The organism is Streptomyces sp. AC627_RSS907, from assembly GCF_019049165.1.
Genome location: NZ_JAGMUE010000007.1, coordinates 39,877 through 57,993, shown reverse-complemented (window position 1 = coordinate 57,993; position 18,117 = coordinate 39,877). Strand labels below are relative to the sequence as shown.

The following is an 18,117-nucleotide window of genomic DNA, read 5'->3' as shown; positions in this document are numbered from 1 at the left end:
TCCATGGCTGAGACAGCGGCCGAGACGACGCGACACCCGCAGCGTCCCGGCCCCGCCTGGCGCTCGCACGGCGACGACCGCCGCTCCACCCGGACCCTGCGCCTGCGCGCCTCCGTCGTGCTGTTGACCGTGACGGTCCTCGCCGTGCTGATCGTGCCGCCGCTGGTGCAACTCGACCAGCAGGCGGTCGACCTCGCCGCGAAGCTGCGGCCGCCGGGCCGGGAGCACCCGTTCGGCACCGATGACGTCGGCCGGGACCTGCTGCTGCGCTGCGTGTACGGCCTGCGCGTCTCCCTGCTCGTGGGCGTGGCGGCGGCGCTGACGGCGACGGTCGTCGGCACCGCCGTCGGCGCCACCGCCGGGGCGCTGGGCGGGTGGGTCGACCGCGCCGTGATGCGCGCCGTCGACACCATCTCCTCCGTGCCCCACCTGCTGCTGGGCATCTTCATCGTCGCGATGTTCCGGCCGGGCGTCTGGCCGGTGGTGGTCTCCGTCGCGCTCACCCACTGGCTGTCGACCGCGCGCATCGTCCGCGCCGAGGTGCTGTCGCTGCGCTCGCGCCCCTACGTCGACGCGGCCGTCTCCGGCGGCGCGTCCCGGTGGCGGGTGACGGTACGGCATCTGCTGCCGGGCGTGCTGCCGCAGGCCGCGCTGGCCGCCGTACTGATGGTGCCGCACGCCATGTGGCACGAGTCGGCACTGTCCTTCCTCGGGCTGGGGCTGCCCACCCACACCGCGAGCCTCGGCAACCTGATCCAGGAAGCGCGGGGTTCGCTGCTGGCCGGGCAGTGGTGGCCGACCCTCTTCCCCGGCCTGTTCATCATCGTGCCCACCCTCGCCGTGGCCGGACTCGCGGGTGCCTGGCGGGAGCGGATCAACCCCCGTCGCCGATCGGAGCTGATGCTGTGACCGAGCGAGCCCCCGTGCTGTCGGTGCGTGGCCTGTCGGTGCGTTTCCGCATGCCGGGCGGGCGCGGCGTCGCCGCCGTCACCGACGCCCACTTCGACGTGGCGGCCGGAGAGTGCCTCGCCCTGATCGGCGAGAGCGGCTGCGGCAAGTCCGTCCTCGCCTCCGCCCTGCTCGGGCTGCTGCCCGGCAACGCGCAGACCGCGGGCGTCGCGCTCCTCGGCGACCTGGACCTGCTCGCCGCCGACGAGCGGACCTTCGCCCGCACCGTACGCGGACGGCTCGTCGGCCTCGTCCCGCAGAGCCCGGCCGCCCACCTCACCCCGGTCCGCACCATCCGCTCGCAGTTGGAGGAGACGGTCGCGCAGCTCACCGGGGTCCGGGGCCGCGCGGCCCTGCGCGAGGCCGCGGAGGCCGCCGCCGAGCGCGCCGCGTTCCCCGTGGACCACCTCGACCATCACCCGCACGAACTCTCCGGCGGCCTCGCCCAGCGCGCCGCCACCGCCCTCGCCCTCGTCGGCGACGCCCCGCTGCTGCTCGCCGACGAGCCGACCACCGGGCTCGACCGGGACCTGGTGGACCGTACCGTCGACGAGCTGCGACGACATGTCGACAACAAGACGAACGACGAAGGCCGCGCCCTGCTGATGATCACCCACGACCTGACCGCCGCCGAGCGCATCGCCGACCGGATCGCCGTGATGTACGCGGGCCGTATCGTCGAAGTCGCCGACGCCGCGGAGTTCTTCGGCACCCCTGGCCCCCGCCACCCCTACAGCCGGGGCCTGCTCGACGCCCTGCCCGACCGTGCCTTCACCCCCATCCCCGGCCTGCCGCCCGAACTCGGTGCCCTCCCCGACGGCTGCGCCTTCGCCGCGCGCTGCGACCGGGCGAGCGAGGCCTGCGCCGTACTGCCGTCACTGGCCGGCACCGTCGCCTGCCACCACCCGCACGCAGCGCTCACGGAGGCCGCCGACCGTGCTTGAACTGCGCACCGTGACCGCCGGCTACGCCGCGAAGGCGCCCGTGTTCCGGGACGTCTCCCTGTCCGTCGCGCCGGGTGAGGCCGTCGGGCTGCTCGGCCCGAGCGGCTGCGGCAAGTCCACCCTCGCCCGCGTCGCGGCCCTGCTGCACCGGCCCGACGCCGGCGCCCTGGTGCTGGACGGCACCCCCGTACGACGCTGGCGCCACCGTGCCCCCCGTGCACAACGCACCGCCTTCGGCGTCGTCTTCCAGCAGGCCCGCCTGTCCGCGGACCCCCGGTTGTCGCTCGCCGACCTGATCGCCGAACCGCTGCGCGCCACCGGCCGACGGCGAGGCGTGCCCGCCCGGGTCCCCGAACTGGCCGCCACCGTGGGGCTGACCGCCGACCTGCTGACCAGGCGCCCGCACGAGGTCAGCGACGGCCAGTTGCAGCGCGCCTGCCTCGCCCGCGCCCTCGTGCTGCGTCCGCGCTGGCTGGTGTGCGACGAGATGACGGCGATGCTGGACGCCTCGACGACCGCCGCCCTGGTCCGGGTGGTGGAGGACTACCGTGCGGAGACCGGCGCGGGGTTGCTGGCCGTCGGCCACGACCGGGTCCTCCTCGACCGCTGGTGCGACCGCACCGTCGAATGGGCCTCCGTGGCCTCCTCGCCGGAGCGCTGACCCCCTACCCCGGGCAGGTCAGCGCGTGCTCCACTTCTGGTTGTCCTGGCCGTTGCACTCCCACAGCTGGAGCCTGGCGCCGTTGCCGGTGTTCTCGTTGATGACGTCCACGCACTTGTTGGCCTGCACGTTGACCAGGTCCCGGGGGCCGGCCAGGATGAACTGCTGTGCCGGGTTGCCGCTGCACACCGCCACCTGGACCACCGTTCCGTTGGCCGTGCCGCCCCAGGTCGCGTCCATGCACAGGCCCAGCGACCGGATCGTGCCGTCGGGACGGAAGTCCCACTTCTGCCAGTTCTTGCCGTTGCAGTCCGCGATCTGCAGGGGCGCACCGTCCCTCCACTTGTGGCCCGCGACCTCGATGCAGCGGTTCGAGGCATGACCGTAGATGGTCGTGCCGGGGGCGACGGTCTCCGGCGCCTCGACGTCCTGCTTCTCCTCGCCGCCCCCGCCCGAGGTCTCCTTCTCGGGCTGCTGGCGCTGCTGGGGCTGCTGGGGCGGTTGGGGCTTCCCGGGCTTCTCGGGAGCCGGCGCCTCTTCGCCGCCGTCGCCCTCCGGTTCCCGCGTGACCGGCTGCTGCTGTGGGGGCGCTTCGGCGGCGGCCGACCCGGCGGTGCTGGGAAGAAGCTCCGGGGTGGCGCTGGGACTGGGCGCGAGAGCGGCGCCCGCCTGCTGCGTCTGCTCCGTGGCGCTGGTACGGACCTGCGGTTTGTAGGCGATCCAGATCATGACGAACGCGATGGTCAGCGCCACCGCGACCCCCAGGAACGTCATCAGCCAGCGGGGCAGGAACCCGCGCTGCACATAGGTGCCCTCGACGTCGGTCGGATCGACCCCGGAACGCCGCACCACCAGCTTGTACGGCCGCTCCTCCTTCGCGCCGAACCAGATGACCTGCTTCGGTTTGAGCGTCGCCTCCACGAACGCCGCACGCCCCGGATCGATCTGCACGTTCGACGGGCGGATCTCGTACGACAGCTGGTCACCGGTGTCGCTGCCCGCGACCGACGCCGTCACCCTGGTGTTGCCGAGGTTGTCCACCGCCAGTCGCGGCCGGCCCCGGAACCGTCCCTTCACGGTCGGGGGCACCAACTCCGCCCGCACCTCGGAGAAGGGGGTGATCGTGAGGTTCCCCTCCGGAACCGTCACCGCGTCCGGATGCTCCGTCGGCGTGACGCGCACCGCGTACGGGTTCGGTCCCGCCGTCGCGTCCGGCGTACGCGGCGGCGCGAAGGTCAGCTCCACGGTGCCGGTGGTGCCGGGATACAGGCGCAGGGTCTGCGGTTCGACCGTCGTCCAGGGAGCCACGTCCCCCACCGGCTCGAACCGGTACTCGTCCACCACGTCGCCGGTATTGCGCACCCTCAGCCGTACGCGCGTACTACTGCCGGGGTCCACTGACGCGGACGCAGGCTCGATGGAAGTCCACAGGCTCACGGAGGAATGTTACGAGGTGATCGTGTTCCTGTCAGGGTCCCTCGGGGCAGTCCTGGACGTCTCAACGGCCCTGGTCGCATGACCGTCCGTCCCGAAGGCCCATGTTCACCAGGACCGAACAAACTCCGACGAGGTAATTGATTCGGTTGTGTTCGAGTCCTAGGGTGGCCCTGACTCAGTAGTCGCCGCGTCACCGGCAGTTGCCGACCGTCTCCACGTCAACTGCCTCCCCAGCACTGTGCGTTGAGCCGCCCCCCGAAGCCCATGGAAGGCCACGGTCATGCCGCACTCGCCCGTGTCACCCGCCGAAGTCCCGGCCCGCCCGCCCCGCCCGGTCGTCAGCCGTCGCCGCCTCCTGGAGGGCGGGGCAGCAGTCCTCGGTGCGCTCGCCCTGTCCGCGTCACCCCTCGCGGCGCACGCGGCCGGCCGGAGGGCGGCGGCCGGTGAGCCCCCGGAGTGGAACGACTTCGGTGTCTTCCGGCTCGGCACCGAGCCGCCGCACACCACCCTCATGCCGTACGCCGACGTCAGGCAGGCCCTCGCCGGCGACCGCACGCGCTCGCCCCACCGGCTGAGCCTCGACGGCACCTGGAAGTTCGCCTACGCCGACCGCCCCGAGGACCGGGACGCCGACTTCCACCGCACCGACGTGGACGACCGGGACTGGGAGACCATCCCGGTCCCGTCCGTGTGGCAGCTCCACGGCCACGACTTCCCGATCTACCTGAACATCACCTACCCCTACTGGGGCCCCAACGGCCTCGGCGAGGAGCCGCAGCCGCCCGCCGCGCCGACCCGCTACAACCCGGTCGGCCAGTACCGGCGCACCTTCACCGTCCCCCGCGACTGGTCGGGCCGGCGGACGTTCCTCCACTTCGAGGGCGTCAAGTCCGCTCACTACGTGTGGATCAACGGTGAACTGGTCGGCTACGACGAGGACTCCTACACCCCGTCCGAGTACGACGTCACCGACCACCTCAAGCCGGGCACCAACCAGATCGCGGTGGAGGTGTACCGCTACTCCGACGGCGACTGGCTGGAGGACCAGGACATGATCCGGCTGAGCGGCATCTTCCGCTCGGTCTACCTCTATTCCACCCCGGCCGTCCACCTGCGCGACTTCAAGCTGGACACCCCGCTCGACGACACCTACACCTCCGCCGAGCTGGCGGTCACCGCCAGTGTGCGGGCGTACGGCGACGGCGGCACCGGCCGCTACACCGTCGAGACCCAGCTGTACGACGCCCGCGGCCACGCCGTCTGGTCCCGGCCCCTGGAGCAGACCGCCGACGTCGGCACGGCCGGCACCGGCCGGGACGTCACCGTGCGGGCCGCGAAACCCGTACCGGCGCCCAGGCTCTGGTCGGCCGAGCACCCGAACCTCTACACCGCCGTACTGCGCCTGCGGGACCCGGCGGGCAAGGTGGTCGAGACCCTCTCCCACCGGGTCGGCTTCCGCGAGTTCGCGCTCAAGGACGGCCTGATGCGGATCAACGGCAAGCCCGTCTCCTTCCGCGGCACCAACCGCCACGAGATGCACCCGGCCCGCGGCACGGCCCTGACCCGCGAGGACATGGTCGAGGACATCAGGATCATCAAGCGGATGAACATGAACAGCGTCCGCACCTCGCACTACCCGAACAACCCCCTGTGGTACGAACTCGCCGACGAGTACGGCCTCTACCTCGTCGACGAGACCAACCTCGAGACGCACGGCATCCGCGGCGAGTACCCCGGCGACCACCCCGACTGGACCGAGGCCTGCGTGGCCCGCGCCCAGAACATGGTCCACCGGGACAAGAACCACGCCTCGGTCGTGATCTGGTCGCTCGGCAACGAGGCCGGCGGCGGCAGCACCTTCACCGCGATGCACGACTGGATCCGCTCCTACGACCCCACCCGCGTCATCCAGTACGAGGGCGACGACCGCCCCGGGATCAGCGACATCCGGTCGGAGATGTACGACTCCCCGCAGCGCGTCGAGCAGCGCGCGAAGGACACCTCCGACACCCGGCCTTACGTCATGATCGAGTACGCCCACTCGATGGGGAACTCCACCGGCAACTTCAAGAAGTACTGGGACGTCGTGCGCCGCCACGACGTGCTCCAGGGCGGCTGGATCTGGGACTTCGTCGACCAGTCCCTGTACACGCCCGTCCCCGCCCGCACCCTGCTGACCGAGTCGGGGCCGGCCGGGCTGCGCGGCGAGATCCTCGCCACCCGCGGCACCCTCGACCGCGACAAGGGCCTGTCCGGCATCACGGTCTTCGAGCGCGACGACAGCCTCGACCTCACGGGCTCCCTCACCCTGGAGGCCTGGATCACCCCGCATGTGACGGGCTACCATCAGCCCATCCTCGCCAAGGGCGACACCCAGTACGCGCTGAAGCAGACCGACCGGAGACTGGAGTTCTTCATCCACTCCGACGGCCAGTGGATCACCGCGAGCTGGGCCGTGCCGGAGGACTGGACCGGCCGGGAACACCACATCGCGGGCGTCTTCGACGCGGACGCCGGGACGCTGACCCTGTACGTCGACGGCGCGGCGAAGGCCACCCGCACCACCGACCGGCGGCCCAGCAGCAACACGGCGCCGCTCGCGCTCGCCACCGACGCCGACGCCCAGACCCGGGAGTTCAGCGGCACCATCCGCCGTGCCCGTGTCTACGCCCGCGCCCTCACCGCCGCCGAACTGGCCGCCGAGGGCCGCGGCCCCGGTGACGACGGCGTGCGGTTCTGGTTCGACGCCGCGATCGTGAAGACCTCGACGAAACGGCCCACGGACAGGACGTTCCCTGCCTACGGCGGCGACTGGGGCGACAACCCCAACGACGGCGCCTTCGTCGCGGACGGCGTCGTCACCGCCGACCGCGGACACACCGGCAAGGCCGCCGAGGTCAAACGCGTCTACCAGGCGATCAACGCCGCCCGCGGCTCCGGCGGCACACCCGGGGCCGTCACCCTCACCAACGAGTTCCTGTTCACCAACCTCCGCGAGTTCGACGGCCGGTGGGAGCTCGTCGCCGACGGCAGGGTCGTCCAGCGCGGAAGGCTGACCCGGGACCAGCTGGACGTGGCACCACTGGCAGGCAAGGACATCACCGTCCCCGTCCGGCTGCCCGACGACCCGGCCCCGGGCACGGAGTACTTCCTGGAACTCTCCTTCACCACCAAGGAGTCCACACCCTGGGCCAAGGCCGGCTTCGAGGTAGCCCGGCAGCAGCTCCCCGTCGAGGCCGCGAGCCCCGAGGTGACCCCCGTACCCCTGGGGAGCGTCCCGGCCCTGCGCCACGACGACCGCGACGAGGACGTCAGGGTCAAGGGCAGGGGGTTCTCGGTGACCGTCGACAAGCGCACCGGCACCATCACCTCCTACGAGGCGAACGGCACCCGGCTGATCACCTCCGGGCCCGTGCCCAACTTCTGGCGGGCACCCACGGACAACGACAAGGGCAACGGCCAGCACACCCGCAACCAGACCTGGCGCGACGCCGGCGCCCGCCGCGAGGTCACGGACGTCGCCGTGCGTCCCCTGGGCGACCGGGCCGTCGAGATCAAGGTCAGCGGCACGCTGCCCACCAGGGTGGAGTCGACGTACACCACCACCTACACGGTGTTCGGCAACGGTGAGATCAAGGTCGACAACACCCTGCACCCGGGCGCCGCGAACCTGCCGTACATCCCCGAGGTCGGCACGATGCTGTTCCTGCCCGGCCGCCTGGACCGCCTGCACTACTACGGACGCGGCCCCGAGGAGAACCACTGGGACCGCAACACCGGCACCGACGTCGGCCTCTACTCCGGGACCGTCGCCGAGCAGTGGACCCCCTACATCCGCCCACAGGAGAACGGCAACAAGACGGACGTCCGCTGGATCGCCCTCACCGACCGCCACGGCGTGGGCCTGCTCGCCTGTGGCGAACCCCTGCTGGAGGCCAACGCCTCCCACTTCACACCGGAGGACCTGTCCGTCGGCGTACGGCACGACTACCAGCTCACGCCGAGGGACGAGGTCGTCCTGCGCCTGAACCACCGTCAGATGGGCGTCGGCGGCGACAACAGCTGGGGCGCGCACACCCACGACGAGTTCAAGCTCTTCGCCGACCGGGACTACGCGTACACGTACCGGCTGCGCCCGCTCACCGACGTCCGTGACGCGATGCCGGCCTCACGGCGGCCCACGGCGACCGAGTAGGCCCGGATCGAACCGGGAGCCCGGGGTATCCGGGCTCCCATGGGTGACGTACTGATCGGGGCCTGCTCGTGGACGGACCGGCAACTCGTCTCGAGCGGCTGGTACCCGCGCGGACGGCGGGACGCCGAGGGGCGGCTGCGGTACTACGCCTCGCGGCTGCCCGTCGTCGAAGTGGACGCCGGGTACTACGCGTTGCCGAGCCGCCGCAACAGCGAGCTGTGGGTGGAGCGCACGCCGGACGGCTTCCGCTTCGACGTGAAGGCCTTCTCCCTGCTGACCGGGCACCCCACCCGGCCGCAGGCGCTGCCCGCCGACCTGCGCGGTGCGGCCGGCACCGGCCCGCTGCGGCCTGGACGGGCGGGTGAGGGGCTGCTCGACGAGGTGTGGGGGCGTTTCGCCGACGCGGTCGAACCCCTGCGCAAGGCCGGGCGGTTCGGCGCCGTGCTGTTCCAGTTCCCGCCGTGGTTCGCCCCCGGCGGCCCGGCCGAGGCGGCGCTCGAAGCCTGCGTCCGGCGCGCGGGGGACTGGCCGCTCGCCGTGGAGTTCCGGCACCCGGACTGGTGGGCGCCGCACCAGGCGGACGCGACCCACGCACTGCTGTCCGCGCTCGGCGCGTCGGCCGTCGGCACCGACATGGTCCAGGACCTGTCCGCGTCCCTGCCGCCCATCGCGCCGGTCACCCGCCCCGCGCTCGCCGTCGTCCGCTTCCACGGACGCAGCCGGGCGTGGGGGAGGGGGAGCAAGGAGGACCGTTTCCGGTACGACTACTCCGCCGCCGAACTGGCCGCCTGGGTACCCCGGCTGCGGCGCGCCGCCGCGCGGGCGGACGAACTGCACGTGCTCTTCAACAACTGCTGCGCGGACGCCGCCGTGCGCGCCGCCGAGCAGATGCGGCGGCTGCTGGCCGCCCCGGCCGGCTCCGAGGCCCGGCCGGGGCTGACCGGTCCCTCCTGGGCGGGCGGTTTCTCCTGCCCGTAGGCCCCTTCGACCACTCGAGTCCGGCCACTCGAGTCCGATCACTGGAGGACCCGATCGGCCCGCTCGTCCGGCCCCGCGACCGTGGCTCGTACCTTCGGGTCACGGCGCTGAGGGAGGGCTCCGGGGTCCTCCGCCCGGGCGCCGGCGGTGTCACTCCGCCGCGTCGCTGATCCCCAGCCGCAGGTGCTCCACGTGGTACACGGCCTGGTCGAGCAGCTCGGCGACATGGTGGTCGTGCAGGGCGTACACCACCGACCGGCCGCGGCGCTCACCCACCACCAGGCCCAGGTTGCGCAGCAGCCGCAGCTGATGCGAGCAGGCCGACTGCTCCATGCCGACCTCCGCCGCCAACTCGGTGGCGGGCAACGGCCCTTCGCGCAGCCGCGCGAGGATCAGCAGCCGGGACGGGGTGGACAGGGCCTGGAGCGTGGTGGCGACCTTGGCGACGTTGTCCGCGTCCAGGCGCACGCGCGCGGCGGCCTGCGCGGTGGTGGCGGCTCCGTGACCCATGGGGTCATCTTACGCACCCCACTCGGACGCATGAACGGATGAAAGAATGAATGAGTCTTCATGTGTTCCTGTATGGTGTGCCGCGTGTCCACCACCCTCGCTTCCGCCCCCGCGGCGGCACCCTCCCCTCCGGCGCCCCGCCGCCGCACCCGCGTCCTCGCCCTGCCCGAGGCCCGCTGGGCGCTCGCTTCCCTGGTCGCGTTCCTGCTGGCGCTGCCCCTCGACCTCGGCGGTGCCCCCGCCTGGACGTACGGCCCGCTGTACGCGGTCGCCTACGCCGCCGGCGGCTGGGAGCCGGCCCTGGAGGGCCTGCGGGCACTGCGCGAGAAGACCCTGGACGTCGACCTGCTGATGATCGTCGCGGCGCTGGGCGCGGCATCCATCGGGCAGGTCCTCGACGGCGCCCTGCTCATCGTCATCTTCGCCACCTCCGGCGCCCTGGAAGCCCTGGCCACCGCCCGCACCGCCGACTCCGTACGCGGCCTGCTCGACCTCGCGCCCACCACCGCGACCCGCGTGACCGGCGGCCGCGAGGAGACCGTGCCGACCGCCGACCTCGCCGTCGGCGACCTGCTCCTGGTCCGCCCGGGGGAGCGGATCGGCGCCGACGGCACGGTCGTCGACGGCACCGGCGAGGTCGACCAGGCCACCATCACCGGCGAGTCCGTCCCCGTCGTCAAGCGCCCCGGCGACGACGTCTTCGCCGGCACCCTCAACGGCACCGGCGCCCTGCGCGTCCGCGTCGAACGCGACCCGGCCGATTCGGTGATCGCCCGGATCGTCACCCTGGTCGAGGAGGCGTCCCGCACCAAGGCGCCGACGCAGCTGTTCATCGAGAAGATCGAGCAGCGCTACGCGGTCGGCGTGGTGGCCGCCACTCTCGCCGTCTTCGGCATCCCCCTCGCCTTCGGCGCCGACCTCACCGACGCCCTGCTGCGCGCCATGACCTTCATGATCGTCGCATCGCCCTGCGCGGTCGTCCTCGCGACGATGCCGCCCCTGCTCTCCGCCATCGCCAACGCCGGCCGGCACGGCGTCCTGGTGAAGTCGGCGGTCGCGATGGAACGCCTCGGCGAGATCGACGCCACCGCCCTCGACAAGACCGGCACCCTCACCGAGGGCACCCCCGAGGTGACCGCCGTACGCCCCCTGCCCGGCTCCGGCCTCGACGAGGACGCCCTCCTCGCGCTCGCCGCCGCGGCCGAGCACCCCAGTGAGCACCCCCTGGCCCGCGCGATCGTGGCCGCCGCCCGCACGCGCGGCCTGCGCGTCGCCGACGCCCAGGGCTTCACCGCGACCCCGGGGCGCGGCGTCACGGCGGTCGTCGCAGGCCACGAGGTGCACGTCGGCCGCGCCGAGACACCCGAGGACGCCGGCACCACCGTCCGGGTCACCCGCGACGGCGCCCTCCTCGGCACCCTCGTCCTCACCGACCGCCTCCGCCCCGACGCCGCCGCGGCGACCGCGGCGCTCACCGCCCTCACCGGCACCGCCCCCACCCTGCTCACCGGCGACAACGCGCCCGCCGCCGCCACGGTGGCCACCGCGACCGGCATCACCGACGTCCGCGCGGACCTGCTGCCCGAGCACAAGGTCGCGGCCCTGCGGGAGAAGGAGGGGGCCGGCCGCAAGGTGCTCTTCGTCGGCGACGGCGTCAACGACGCCCCCGCGCTGGCCGCCGCGCACGCCGGCATCGCCATGGGCCGCGCCGGCTCCGACCTGGCCCTGGAGACGGCCGACGCGGTCGTGGTGCGCGACGAGCTCGTGGCCGTACCCGCCGTCGTACGCCTGTCCCGGCGCGCCCGACGGCTGGTACTGCAGAACCTGGTCATCGCGGGGACGTTCATCACGGCGCTCGTCCTGTGGGATCTCGTCGGGCACCTCCCCCTGCCCCTCGGCGTCGCCGGGCACGAGGGCTCGACCGTCCTGGTCGGCCTCAACGGCCTGCGACTGCTGCGCGAGTCCGCCTGGCGATCCGCACCGGCCCAGGAAGCGTGACGTCGATGTCGGATTCCCGCCAGACCCGGCCCGGCGGGTGGACCATCCTGGACACATGCAGAAGGGGATGCACACCGACACCGAACGCTGCGCGCGTGCCGTGCGGTCCAAGGACGCGCGGTTCGACGGCTGGTTCTTCACGGCGGTCCTGACCACGCGTATCTACTGCCGGCCCAGCTGCCCGGTGGTGCCGCCCAAGGCCGAGAACATGACCTTCTACCCGAGCGCGGCGGCCTGCCAGCAGGCCGGGTTCCGGGCGTGCAAACGCTGTCGTCCCGACACCAGCCCCGGCTCCCCGGAGTGGAACCAGCGGGCCGACCTCACGGCCCGCGCCATGCGGCTGATCGCCGACGGCGTCGTGGACCGCGAGGGCGTGCCCGGCCTCGCCGCCCGGCTCGGCTACAGCACCCGGCAGGTCGAACGCCAGCTGCTCGCCGAGCTGGGCGCGGGACCCCTCGCGATCGCCCGCGCGCAACGCGCCCAGACCGCCCGGCTGCTCGTCGAGACGACCCGGATGCCGATGGCGGACATCGCCTTCGCGGCGGGCTTCGCCTCCATCCGCACCTTCAACGACACGGTCCGCGAGGTCTTCGCGCTGTCCCCGAGCGAGCTGCGCGCCCGCACGCCGAAGGACCGGGGCGCCGGCACCACCCCGGGCGCCCTGTCCCTGCGCCTGCCGTTCCGCGCCCCCCTCAACCCCGACAACCTCTTCGGCCACCTCGTCGCCACCGCCGTACCCGGCGTGGAGGAGTGGAGGGACGGCGCGTACCGGCGCACCCTGCGCCTCCCGTACGGTCGCGGCATCGTGGCCCTCACTCCGCATCCCGACCACATCGCCTGCCGCCTCACCCTCAGCGACCCGCGCGACCTGACCGTCGCCATCAGCCGCTGCCGGCGCCTGCTCGACCTGGACGCCGACCCGACGGCGATCGACGACCAACTCCGCACCGACCCGCTGCTCGCCCCACTGGTCGACAAGGCGCCCGGCCGACGCGTCCCGCGCACGGTGGACGAGGCGGAGTTCGCCGTACGGGCCGTGCTCGGCCAGCAGGTCTCCACCGCCGCCGCCCGCACCCACGCCGCACGCCTGGTCACGGCGCACGGCGACCCGGTCGACGACCCCGACGGCGGCCTGACCCACCTCTTCCCGACGGCCGGGGCGCTGGCGGAGGTGGACCCCGCGGCCCTGGCCATGCCCCGCACCCGCCGCACCACCCTGACGACCCTCGTGGCCCACCTGGCCGACGGCTCGCTCACCCTGGGCGTCGAGTGCGACTGGGCCGAGACCCGCGCCCGGCTCCTCGCCCTGCCCGGCTTCGGCCCCTGGACCGCCGACGTCATCGCGATGCGCGCCCTCGGCGACCCCGACGCCTTCCTCCCCACCGACCTCGGCATCCGCCGGGCCGCCGGGGAGCTGGGCCTGCCCTCGACACCGGCGGCGCTCACCGCCCGCGCGGCCACCTGGCGGCCCTGGCGGGCGTACGCGGTCCAGTACCTGTGGGCGACCGACAGCCATCCGATCAACTTCCTGCCCGTGTGAGGAAAAACCCCGTGGCATCCGTGAGACAGCACACCGTGACCGACAGCCCGTACGGCGCGCTCACCCTCGTCGCCGAGGACGGCGTCCTGTGCGGCCTGTACATGACCGGCCAACGCCACCGCCCGCCGGAGGAGAGCTTCGGAACGGCCGACGACGGGCCGTTCGCGCAGGCCGAGGAGCAACTGACGGCGTACTTCGACGGCGACCTGAAGGAATTCACCCTCGACCTTCGTCTGAACGGCACCCCCTTCCAACGCACCGTCTGGGACCAGCTGCGCCGCATCCCGTACGGCGAGACCCGCACCTACGGCGAACTCGCCGACGCCCTCGGAAACCCGGCCGCCTCGCGGGCCGTCGGCCTCGCCAACGGCCGCAACCCGATCGGCATCATCGTCCCCTGCCACCGCGTCATCGGCGCGAGCGGCAGCCTCACCGGCTACGGCGGCGGCCTGGAGCGCAAGCAGCGCCTGCTGGACTTCGAGCGGGGCTCGTCGGGCGCGGCGCTGTTCTGAGCCGGTCACCCGTCCGCGCGGAAGGACGTCGTCCGCACTCCGCGGGGCGGCTCAGCCCAGCTCGCGCAGCAGCGCGGGAAGGGCGGTGCCGATGGGCTCGCGGACGATCTCGTCCGCGAGCCCGTCGTACGGCGTCGGCTCCGCGTTGACGACGACCAGGCGAGCGCCGTGCTCGGCGGCCACCCCGGCCAGTCCGGCGGCGGGCTGGACCTGGAGGCTGGTGCCGACGGCGATGAACACCTGGCACGCCTTGCTGATGGCCACCGCCTCACGCAGGACCACCGGGTCGAGGCGCTCGCCGAACATCACGGTCGCCGACTTCAGGATGGCGCCGCACTCCAGGCACGGCGGGTCGTCCTCGCCGGCCTCCACCCGGGCGAGCGCGTCCTCCATCGGCCCCCGGGCGTGGCAGCCGGTGCACACGTAGCTCCGCGCGGTGCCGTGCAGTTCGAGGACCTTGCGGGCGGAGAGCCCGGCGAGCTGGTGCAGGCCGTCCACGTTCTGCGTGATCACCCGGACCGGTACCCCGGACCGCTCCAGCTCGGCCACCGCGCGGTGCGCGGCGTTCGGTCGCGCCCGCAGCGTGCGGTTGGCGCGCCGCATCTGCCAGGAGCGGCGCCGGATCTCCGGATCGCCCATGTAGTACTCGTACGTGACGAGCTTCTCGGCCTCCGGATCGCGCCGCCACAGCCCGTTCGGCCCGCGGTAGTCGGGTATGCCGGAGTCGGTCGACACGCCGGCGCCGCTGAGAAGGGCGACGAGGGGCTTGCTGGTCATGTGTTCGAGGGTAGGACGCCGGTGCGGGCCCGGCGACCGGTTACCGGTCCACCCGGACACCGTTCTCCAGCTCGGCCGTCCCCGACCCGTCGGCCAGCACGTCCAGTGCGGCCATCACCCGGCCGTACAGCGCGCCGAGCAGGTGGTCCCCCAGCTCCTCGCGCGGCACGAGCCGCCAGGACAGCAGCTCCTCCTCCTGCAACCGGATCGCCTTGAGATCGTCCTCGGACAGGACCCCGCCGTCGTACAGGTACGCCACGATCGGCGGCCGTCCCGTCCCGCGCACCCAGTCCACCGCGAGCAGCCGGCCCATCCGCACGTCCAGCCCGATCTCCTCGGCGGTCTCCCGCCACGCGCCCTGCCGCGGGGTCTCCCCGTCATCGGATTCGATCGTCCCCCCGGGCAGGGTCCACCCCTCGCGGTAGTTGGGCTCCACGAGCAGCACCCGTCCCTCGGCGTCCCGGAGGACGGCGGCGGCACCGGCGAGGACGCGGGGGAGACCGGCGATGTAGGTGGCGTAGTCGACAGTGGTCATCCCGAAAGCGTAACGAGACCCCGGCGTTCCACCCTGCGGGCAGGGGCATGACGGCGTGGCCGTCCTGCGGTTAAGGTCGCAGCGGCGCGACTGCCTTGACGTGCGCAAGGCTCGGAGAGCAAGGGGAGAGCAAGGTGGCTGACGCTGCTGTGGACGGGGCCCGCCGGGTGCTCGTCGCCGCGGACAAGTTCAAGGGGTCGCTGACGGCCGTCGAGGTCGCGGAGCGGGTGACGGCCGGGCTGCGCCGCGTCGTGCCGGACCTCGCCGTCGAGGCGCTGCCCGTGGCCGACGGTGGCGACGGCACCGTCGCCGCCGCGGTCGCGGCCGGGTTCGAGCGCCGGGTCGTACGGGTCGCCGGGCCCCTCGGTGACGAGGTGACGGCGGCGTTCGCGCTGCGCGAGGGCACCGCGGTCGTCGAGATGGCCGAGGCCAGTGGCCTGCAGCGGCTGCCGGCCGGCGTCCTCGCCCCGCTGACCGCGTCCACGTACGGCTCCGGTGAGCTGGTGCGGGCCGCGCTGGACGCGGGCGCGCGGACGATCGTGTTCGGCGTCGGAGGCAGCGCGACCACCGACGGCGGCGCCGGGATGCTGTCGGCGCTGGGCGCGCGGTTCACCGGCGGGGACGGGGAGCCGGTCGCGCCGGGCGGCGGCGGCCTCGCCGACCTGGCCTCGGCCGATCTGTCGGGTCTCGACCCGCGGCTCTCCGGCGTCGAGCTGGTGCTCGCCAGCGACGTCGACAACCCGCTGACCGGCCCGACGGGCGCCCCGGCGGTCTACGGCCCGCAGAAGGGCGCCTCCGCCTCGGACGTGGAGGCCCTGGACGCGGCCCTCGCGCACTTCGCGAAGGTGCTGGAGGAGACCGTGGGCGCGCGGGCCGCCGAGTACGCGGCCTCGCCGGGCGCCGGCGCCGCGGGCGGCATCGGGTTCGGCGCGATGCTGCTGGGCGCGCGGTTCCGGCCCGGCATCGAGGTGATGCTGGACGTGCTCGGCTTCGCACCGGCACTGGAGCGGGCGGACCTGGTGATCACCGGGGAGGGCTCGCTGGACGAGCAGACCCTGCACGGGAAGGCGCCGGCGGGCGTGGCCGCGGCGGCGCGCGCCGCCGGCAAGGAGGTCGTCGCGGTGTGCGGGCGGCTGGCCCTGCCGCCCGAGGTGCTGGGGCGGGCCGGGATCCGGCGGGCGTATCCCCTGACGGACGTCGAGCCGGACGTGGCGAAGTGCATCGCGGACGCCGGGCCCGTCCTGGAGCGGGTCGCGGAGCGGGTGGCCCGGGACTTCCTGGGCTGAGCCGAGGCGAGGGGCGGCGCGGGGTTTCGGCGCCCGCCGCCCCGGACCCCGCTCAGGCACCGCACGGGCCCCGTCCTCGAACGCCGGAGGCGCCGGAGGGCTGAGGGGCCCCTCCCGGTCCGTCGCCGGCCCAGCACAGGCCCGGTGTGAGTGGGCGGAGCCCCGGCAGGGCCCGCACCGGCGCCGGGCGCACAGACAGCCGGGCGCACAGACAGAAGGGCGCACAGACAGAAGGGCCCCGGACCCGACCCGGGTCCGGGGCCCTCCCAGCGGAGCGCTACGGCAGCTGCGCCGCCCGCGCCTCCCGCCGGTTGTCACGGAAGTTGTTCACCCGCCGAGCCGTCGCGAACAGCGGAATCACCGCGCCCATGACCAGCTGCAGCGCACATCCCGTCTGCAGCAGCAGCTGCCCGCTCGGCGCGTCGAAGGCCCAGGCGGCCAGCAGCCCCATGGACAGGACGATCCACGACAGCATCGCCCCCGCGAGGCGCCCCCGCGGCTTCGGGTACTCGACGCGACTCACCATCAGCCAGGCGGTACCGATGATCGCGAGGAGCGTCGCCACGAAGGGCAGCTCCAGCAGCACGATCGACACCACCGTCAGCGCACCGAACGGCGACGGCATGCCCTGGAACGTGCCGTCCTTGACCGTGACGCAGGAGAACCGCGCGAGTCTCAGCACCACCGCCAGCAGCACCACGATCGCCCCGACCGCGGCCACCCGCTGGTACGCGTCGTGCGCGACCATGCCGTAGACGAGGACGAAGTACGCCGGCGCCAGCCCGAAGCTGATGAGGTCGGAGAGGTTGTCCAGCTCGGCGCCCATCGGCGAGCTGCGCAGCTTGCGCGCCACCAGACCGTCGAACAGGTCGAAGATCGCCGCGCACAGCATCAGGATGACCGCCGTGGCCGCGCTGTGCCGGGCCATGCCCGACTCCTCGCTGCCCATGAGGTGCGGGATCAGGATGCCGGTGGTGGTGAAGTACACCGCCATGAAGCCGCACGTGGCGTTGCCGAGGGTGAGGGTGTCCGCTATCGACAGGCGGAGCGAGAGGGGCATCTCCTCCTCGTCGTCCATCTCGTCGGCCTCGGGCACCCACCCGGCCTGGGTCTGCGGATCAATCACGGTCAATTCGAGTCACCCCAGCCACCGTCTTCTGCCCCACCTCGACCGCGACCTCCACGCCCTCCGGCAGGTACAGGTCGACGCGCGAGCCGAAGCGGATCAGGCCGACCCGGTCGCCCTGCTCGACCTTGGTGCCCTGGGGCACGTAGGGGACGATGCGGCGGGCCACCGCGCCGGCGATCTGGATCATCTCGATGTCGCCGAGCTCGGTGTCGAAGTGCCACACCACCCGCTCGTTGTTCTCGCTCTCCTTGTTGAAGGCGGGAACGAAGCCACCGGGGACGTGCTCGACCGACGTCACCGTGCCCGACAGGGGTGCGCGGTTGACGTGGACATTGAGCGGGCTCATGAAGATCGCGACGCGGGTACGGCCGTCCTTCCACGGCATGATGCTCTGCACCACCCCGTCGGCGGGCGAGATGACCCGGCCCCGGGTGATCTCGCGCTCGGGGTCGCGGAAGAACCACAGCATCCCCGCCGCGAGCGCGGTGGCGGGTACGGCGACGGCCTTGGCGACGTTGGAGCGACGGGCACCAAGGAGACTGACGGCTGCGGTGGCGACGGTCGGCAGAAGCCACGGCGATGCTCCGCGCGCGAGGCGTACGCCGGCGAGGCTGTCGCGAGGTGCAGAGGTTTGGCTGTGGGGCATGGATGACCTTCGTAGGATGAT

15 protein-coding genes are annotated in these 18,117 nt (G+C 73.2%); 9 read left to right on the top strand and 6 right to left on the bottom strand.

The annotated features are described in order from the left end of the window. The first annotated feature begins 3 nt into the window (after positions 1-3). Genes KUM32_RS01775 through KUM32_RS01765 form a run of 3 tightly spaced genes read left to right on the top strand, consistent with a single transcriptional unit; the run spans position 4 to position 2,553 of the window. The gene (locus tag KUM32_RS01775) at positions 4-909 is read left to right on the top strand and encodes an ABC transporter permease (RefSeq protein ID WP_217139946.1); all 906 of its coding nucleotides are present in this window, start codon (positions 4-6) and stop codon (positions 907-909) included. After that, complete coding sequence (locus tag KUM32_RS01770; protein ID WP_217139945.1) at positions 906-1,892, top strand: ABC transporter ATP-binding protein; 987 nt, start codon at positions 906-908, stop codon at positions 1,890-1,892. Before KUM32_RS01775 ends, KUM32_RS01770 begins: the two co-directional genes overlap by 4 nt. Next, complete coding sequence (locus KUM32_RS01765) at positions 1,885-2,553, top strand: ABC transporter ATP-binding protein (protein ID WP_217139944.1); 669 nt, start codon at positions 1,885-1,887, stop codon at positions 2,551-2,553. Before KUM32_RS01770 ends, KUM32_RS01765 begins: the two co-directional genes overlap by 8 nt. Positions 2,554-2,571: 18 nt before the next feature. On the opposite strand, the gene KUM32_RS01760 is transcribed toward KUM32_RS01765, so the two are convergent. Further along, on the bottom strand, positions 2,572-3,990 hold the full coding sequence (locus tag KUM32_RS01760) for an RICIN domain-containing protein (RefSeq protein ID WP_217139943.1): 1,419 nt from the start codon (positions 3,988-3,990) through the stop codon (positions 2,572-2,574). A 280-nt stretch (positions 3,991-4,270) separates the two neighbouring features. On the opposite strand from KUM32_RS01760, the gene KUM32_RS01755 reads away from it, so the two are divergent. Together KUM32_RS01755 and KUM32_RS01750 are read left to right on the top strand one after the other, a co-directional pair. After that, positions 4,271-8,185 (top strand): glycoside hydrolase family 2 TIM barrel-domain containing protein, encoded by a 3,915-nt coding sequence (locus KUM32_RS01755; RefSeq protein ID WP_217139942.1) that lies wholly within the window; start codon positions 4,271-4,273, stop codon positions 8,183-8,185. Between the two features lie 39 nt (positions 8,186-8,224). Then, complete coding sequence (locus KUM32_RS01750; protein ID WP_217139941.1) at positions 8,225-9,163, top strand: DUF72 domain-containing protein; 939 nt, start codon at positions 8,225-8,227, stop codon at positions 9,161-9,163. 150 nt (positions 9,164-9,313) lie between these two features. Here the strand turns inward: KUM32_RS01750 and KUM32_RS01745 are convergent, their stop codons facing one another. Beyond that, positions 9,314-9,673 carry a metalloregulator ArsR/SmtB family transcription factor gene (locus KUM32_RS01745; protein ID WP_217139940.1) on the bottom strand — a complete coding sequence of 120 codons (360 nt, stop codon included), beginning with the start codon at positions 9,671-9,673 and terminating at the stop codon, positions 9,314-9,316. A gap of 72 nt (positions 9,674-9,745) precedes the next feature. On the opposite strand from KUM32_RS01745, the gene KUM32_RS01740 reads away from it, so the two are divergent. Genes KUM32_RS01740 through KUM32_RS01730 form a run of 3 tightly spaced genes read left to right on the top strand, consistent with a single transcriptional unit; the run spans position 9,746 to position 13,723 of the window. Further along, positions 9,746-11,671: a heavy metal translocating P-type ATPase gene (locus KUM32_RS01740; RefSeq protein ID WP_217139982.1), complete on the top strand. Its 1,926-nt coding sequence runs from the start codon at positions 9,746-9,748 to the stop codon at positions 11,669-11,671. Between the two features lie 55 nt (positions 11,672-11,726). Then, entirely contained in the window at positions 11,727-13,211 is a 1,485-nt protein-coding gene (locus tag KUM32_RS01735; protein ID WP_302185108.1) for an AlkA N-terminal domain-containing protein, read from the top strand. A gap of 20 nt (positions 13,212-13,231) precedes the next feature. Beyond that, the gene (locus KUM32_RS01730) at positions 13,232-13,723 is read left to right on the top strand and encodes a methylated-DNA--[protein]-cysteine S-methyltransferase (RefSeq protein WP_217139980.1); all 492 of its coding nucleotides are present in this window, start codon (positions 13,232-13,234) and stop codon (positions 13,721-13,723) included. 51 nt (positions 13,724-13,774) lie between these two features. On the opposite strand, the gene KUM32_RS01725 is transcribed toward KUM32_RS01730, so the two are convergent. Both KUM32_RS01725 and KUM32_RS01720 read right to left on the bottom strand, forming a co-directional pair. Further along, positions 13,775-14,500 (bottom strand): Sir2 family NAD-dependent protein deacetylase, encoded by a 726-nt coding sequence (locus KUM32_RS01725; RefSeq protein WP_217139939.1) that lies wholly within the window; start codon positions 14,498-14,500, stop codon positions 13,775-13,777. Positions 14,501-14,540: 40 nt separating this feature from the next. Continuing rightward, on the bottom strand, positions 14,541-15,035 hold the full coding sequence (locus KUM32_RS01720) for an NUDIX hydrolase (RefSeq protein WP_217139938.1): 495 nt from the start codon (positions 15,033-15,035) through the stop codon (positions 14,541-14,543). A 167-nt stretch (positions 15,036-15,202) separates the two neighbouring features. Between KUM32_RS01720 and KUM32_RS01715 the strand changes: the two genes are divergently transcribed. Then, complete coding sequence (locus KUM32_RS01715) at positions 15,203-16,321, top strand: glycerate kinase (RefSeq protein WP_217139979.1); 1,119 nt, start codon at positions 15,203-15,205, stop codon at positions 16,319-16,321. Between the two features lie 277 nt (positions 16,322-16,598). On the opposite strand, the gene pssA is transcribed toward KUM32_RS01715, so the two are convergent. Together pssA and KUM32_RS01705 are read right to left on the bottom strand one after the other, a co-directional pair. Further along, the gene (pssA, locus tag KUM32_RS01710; RefSeq protein ID WP_217139978.1) at positions 16,599-17,417 is read right to left on the bottom strand and encodes a CDP-diacylglycerol--serine O-phosphatidyltransferase; all 819 of its coding nucleotides are present in this window, start codon (positions 17,415-17,417) and stop codon (positions 16,599-16,601) included. 22 nt (positions 17,418-17,439) lie between these two features. Further along, positions 17,440-18,096 (bottom strand): phosphatidylserine decarboxylase, encoded by a 657-nt coding sequence (locus KUM32_RS01705; RefSeq protein ID WP_217139937.1) that lies wholly within the window; start codon positions 18,094-18,096, stop codon positions 17,440-17,442. Between the last annotated feature and the right edge of the window lie 21 nt (positions 18,097-18,117).

What these genes read in the sequence shown, in the direction of transcription:
- KUM32_RS01775 (WP_217139946.1), top strand. Translation starts at nt 4, where the DNA reads ATGGCTGAGACAGCGGCCGAGACGACGCGACACCCGCAGCGTCCCGGC.
- KUM32_RS01755 (WP_217139942.1), top strand. Translation starts at nt 4,271, where the DNA reads ATGCCGCACTCGCCCGTGTCACCCGCCGAAGTCCCGGCCCGCCCGCCC.
- KUM32_RS01750 (WP_217139941.1), top strand. Translation starts at nt 8,225, where the DNA reads ATGGGTGACGTACTGATCGGGGCCTGCTCGTGGACGGACCGGCAACTC.
- KUM32_RS01745 (WP_217139940.1), bottom strand. Translation starts at nt 9,673, where the DNA reads ATGGGTCACGGAGCCGCCACCACCGCGCAGGCCGCCGCGCGCGTGCGC.
- KUM32_RS01740 (WP_217139982.1), top strand. Translation starts at nt 9,746, where the DNA reads ATGGTGTGCCGCGTGTCCACCACCCTCGCTTCCGCCCCCGCGGCGGCA.
- KUM32_RS01735 (WP_302185108.1), top strand. Translation starts at nt 11,727, where the DNA reads ATGCAGAAGGGGATGCACACCGACACCGAACGCTGCGCGCGTGCCGTG.
- KUM32_RS01725 (WP_217139939.1), bottom strand. Translation starts at nt 14,500, where the DNA reads ATGACCAGCAAGCCCCTCGTCGCCCTTCTCAGCGGCGCCGGCGTGTCG.
- KUM32_RS01720 (WP_217139938.1), bottom strand. Translation starts at nt 15,035, where the DNA reads ATGACCACTGTCGACTACGCCACCTACATCGCCGGTCTCCCCCGCGTC.
- KUM32_RS01705 (WP_217139937.1), bottom strand. Translation starts at nt 18,096, where the DNA reads ATGCCCCACAGCCAAACCTCTGCACCTCGCGACAGCCTCGCCGGCGTA.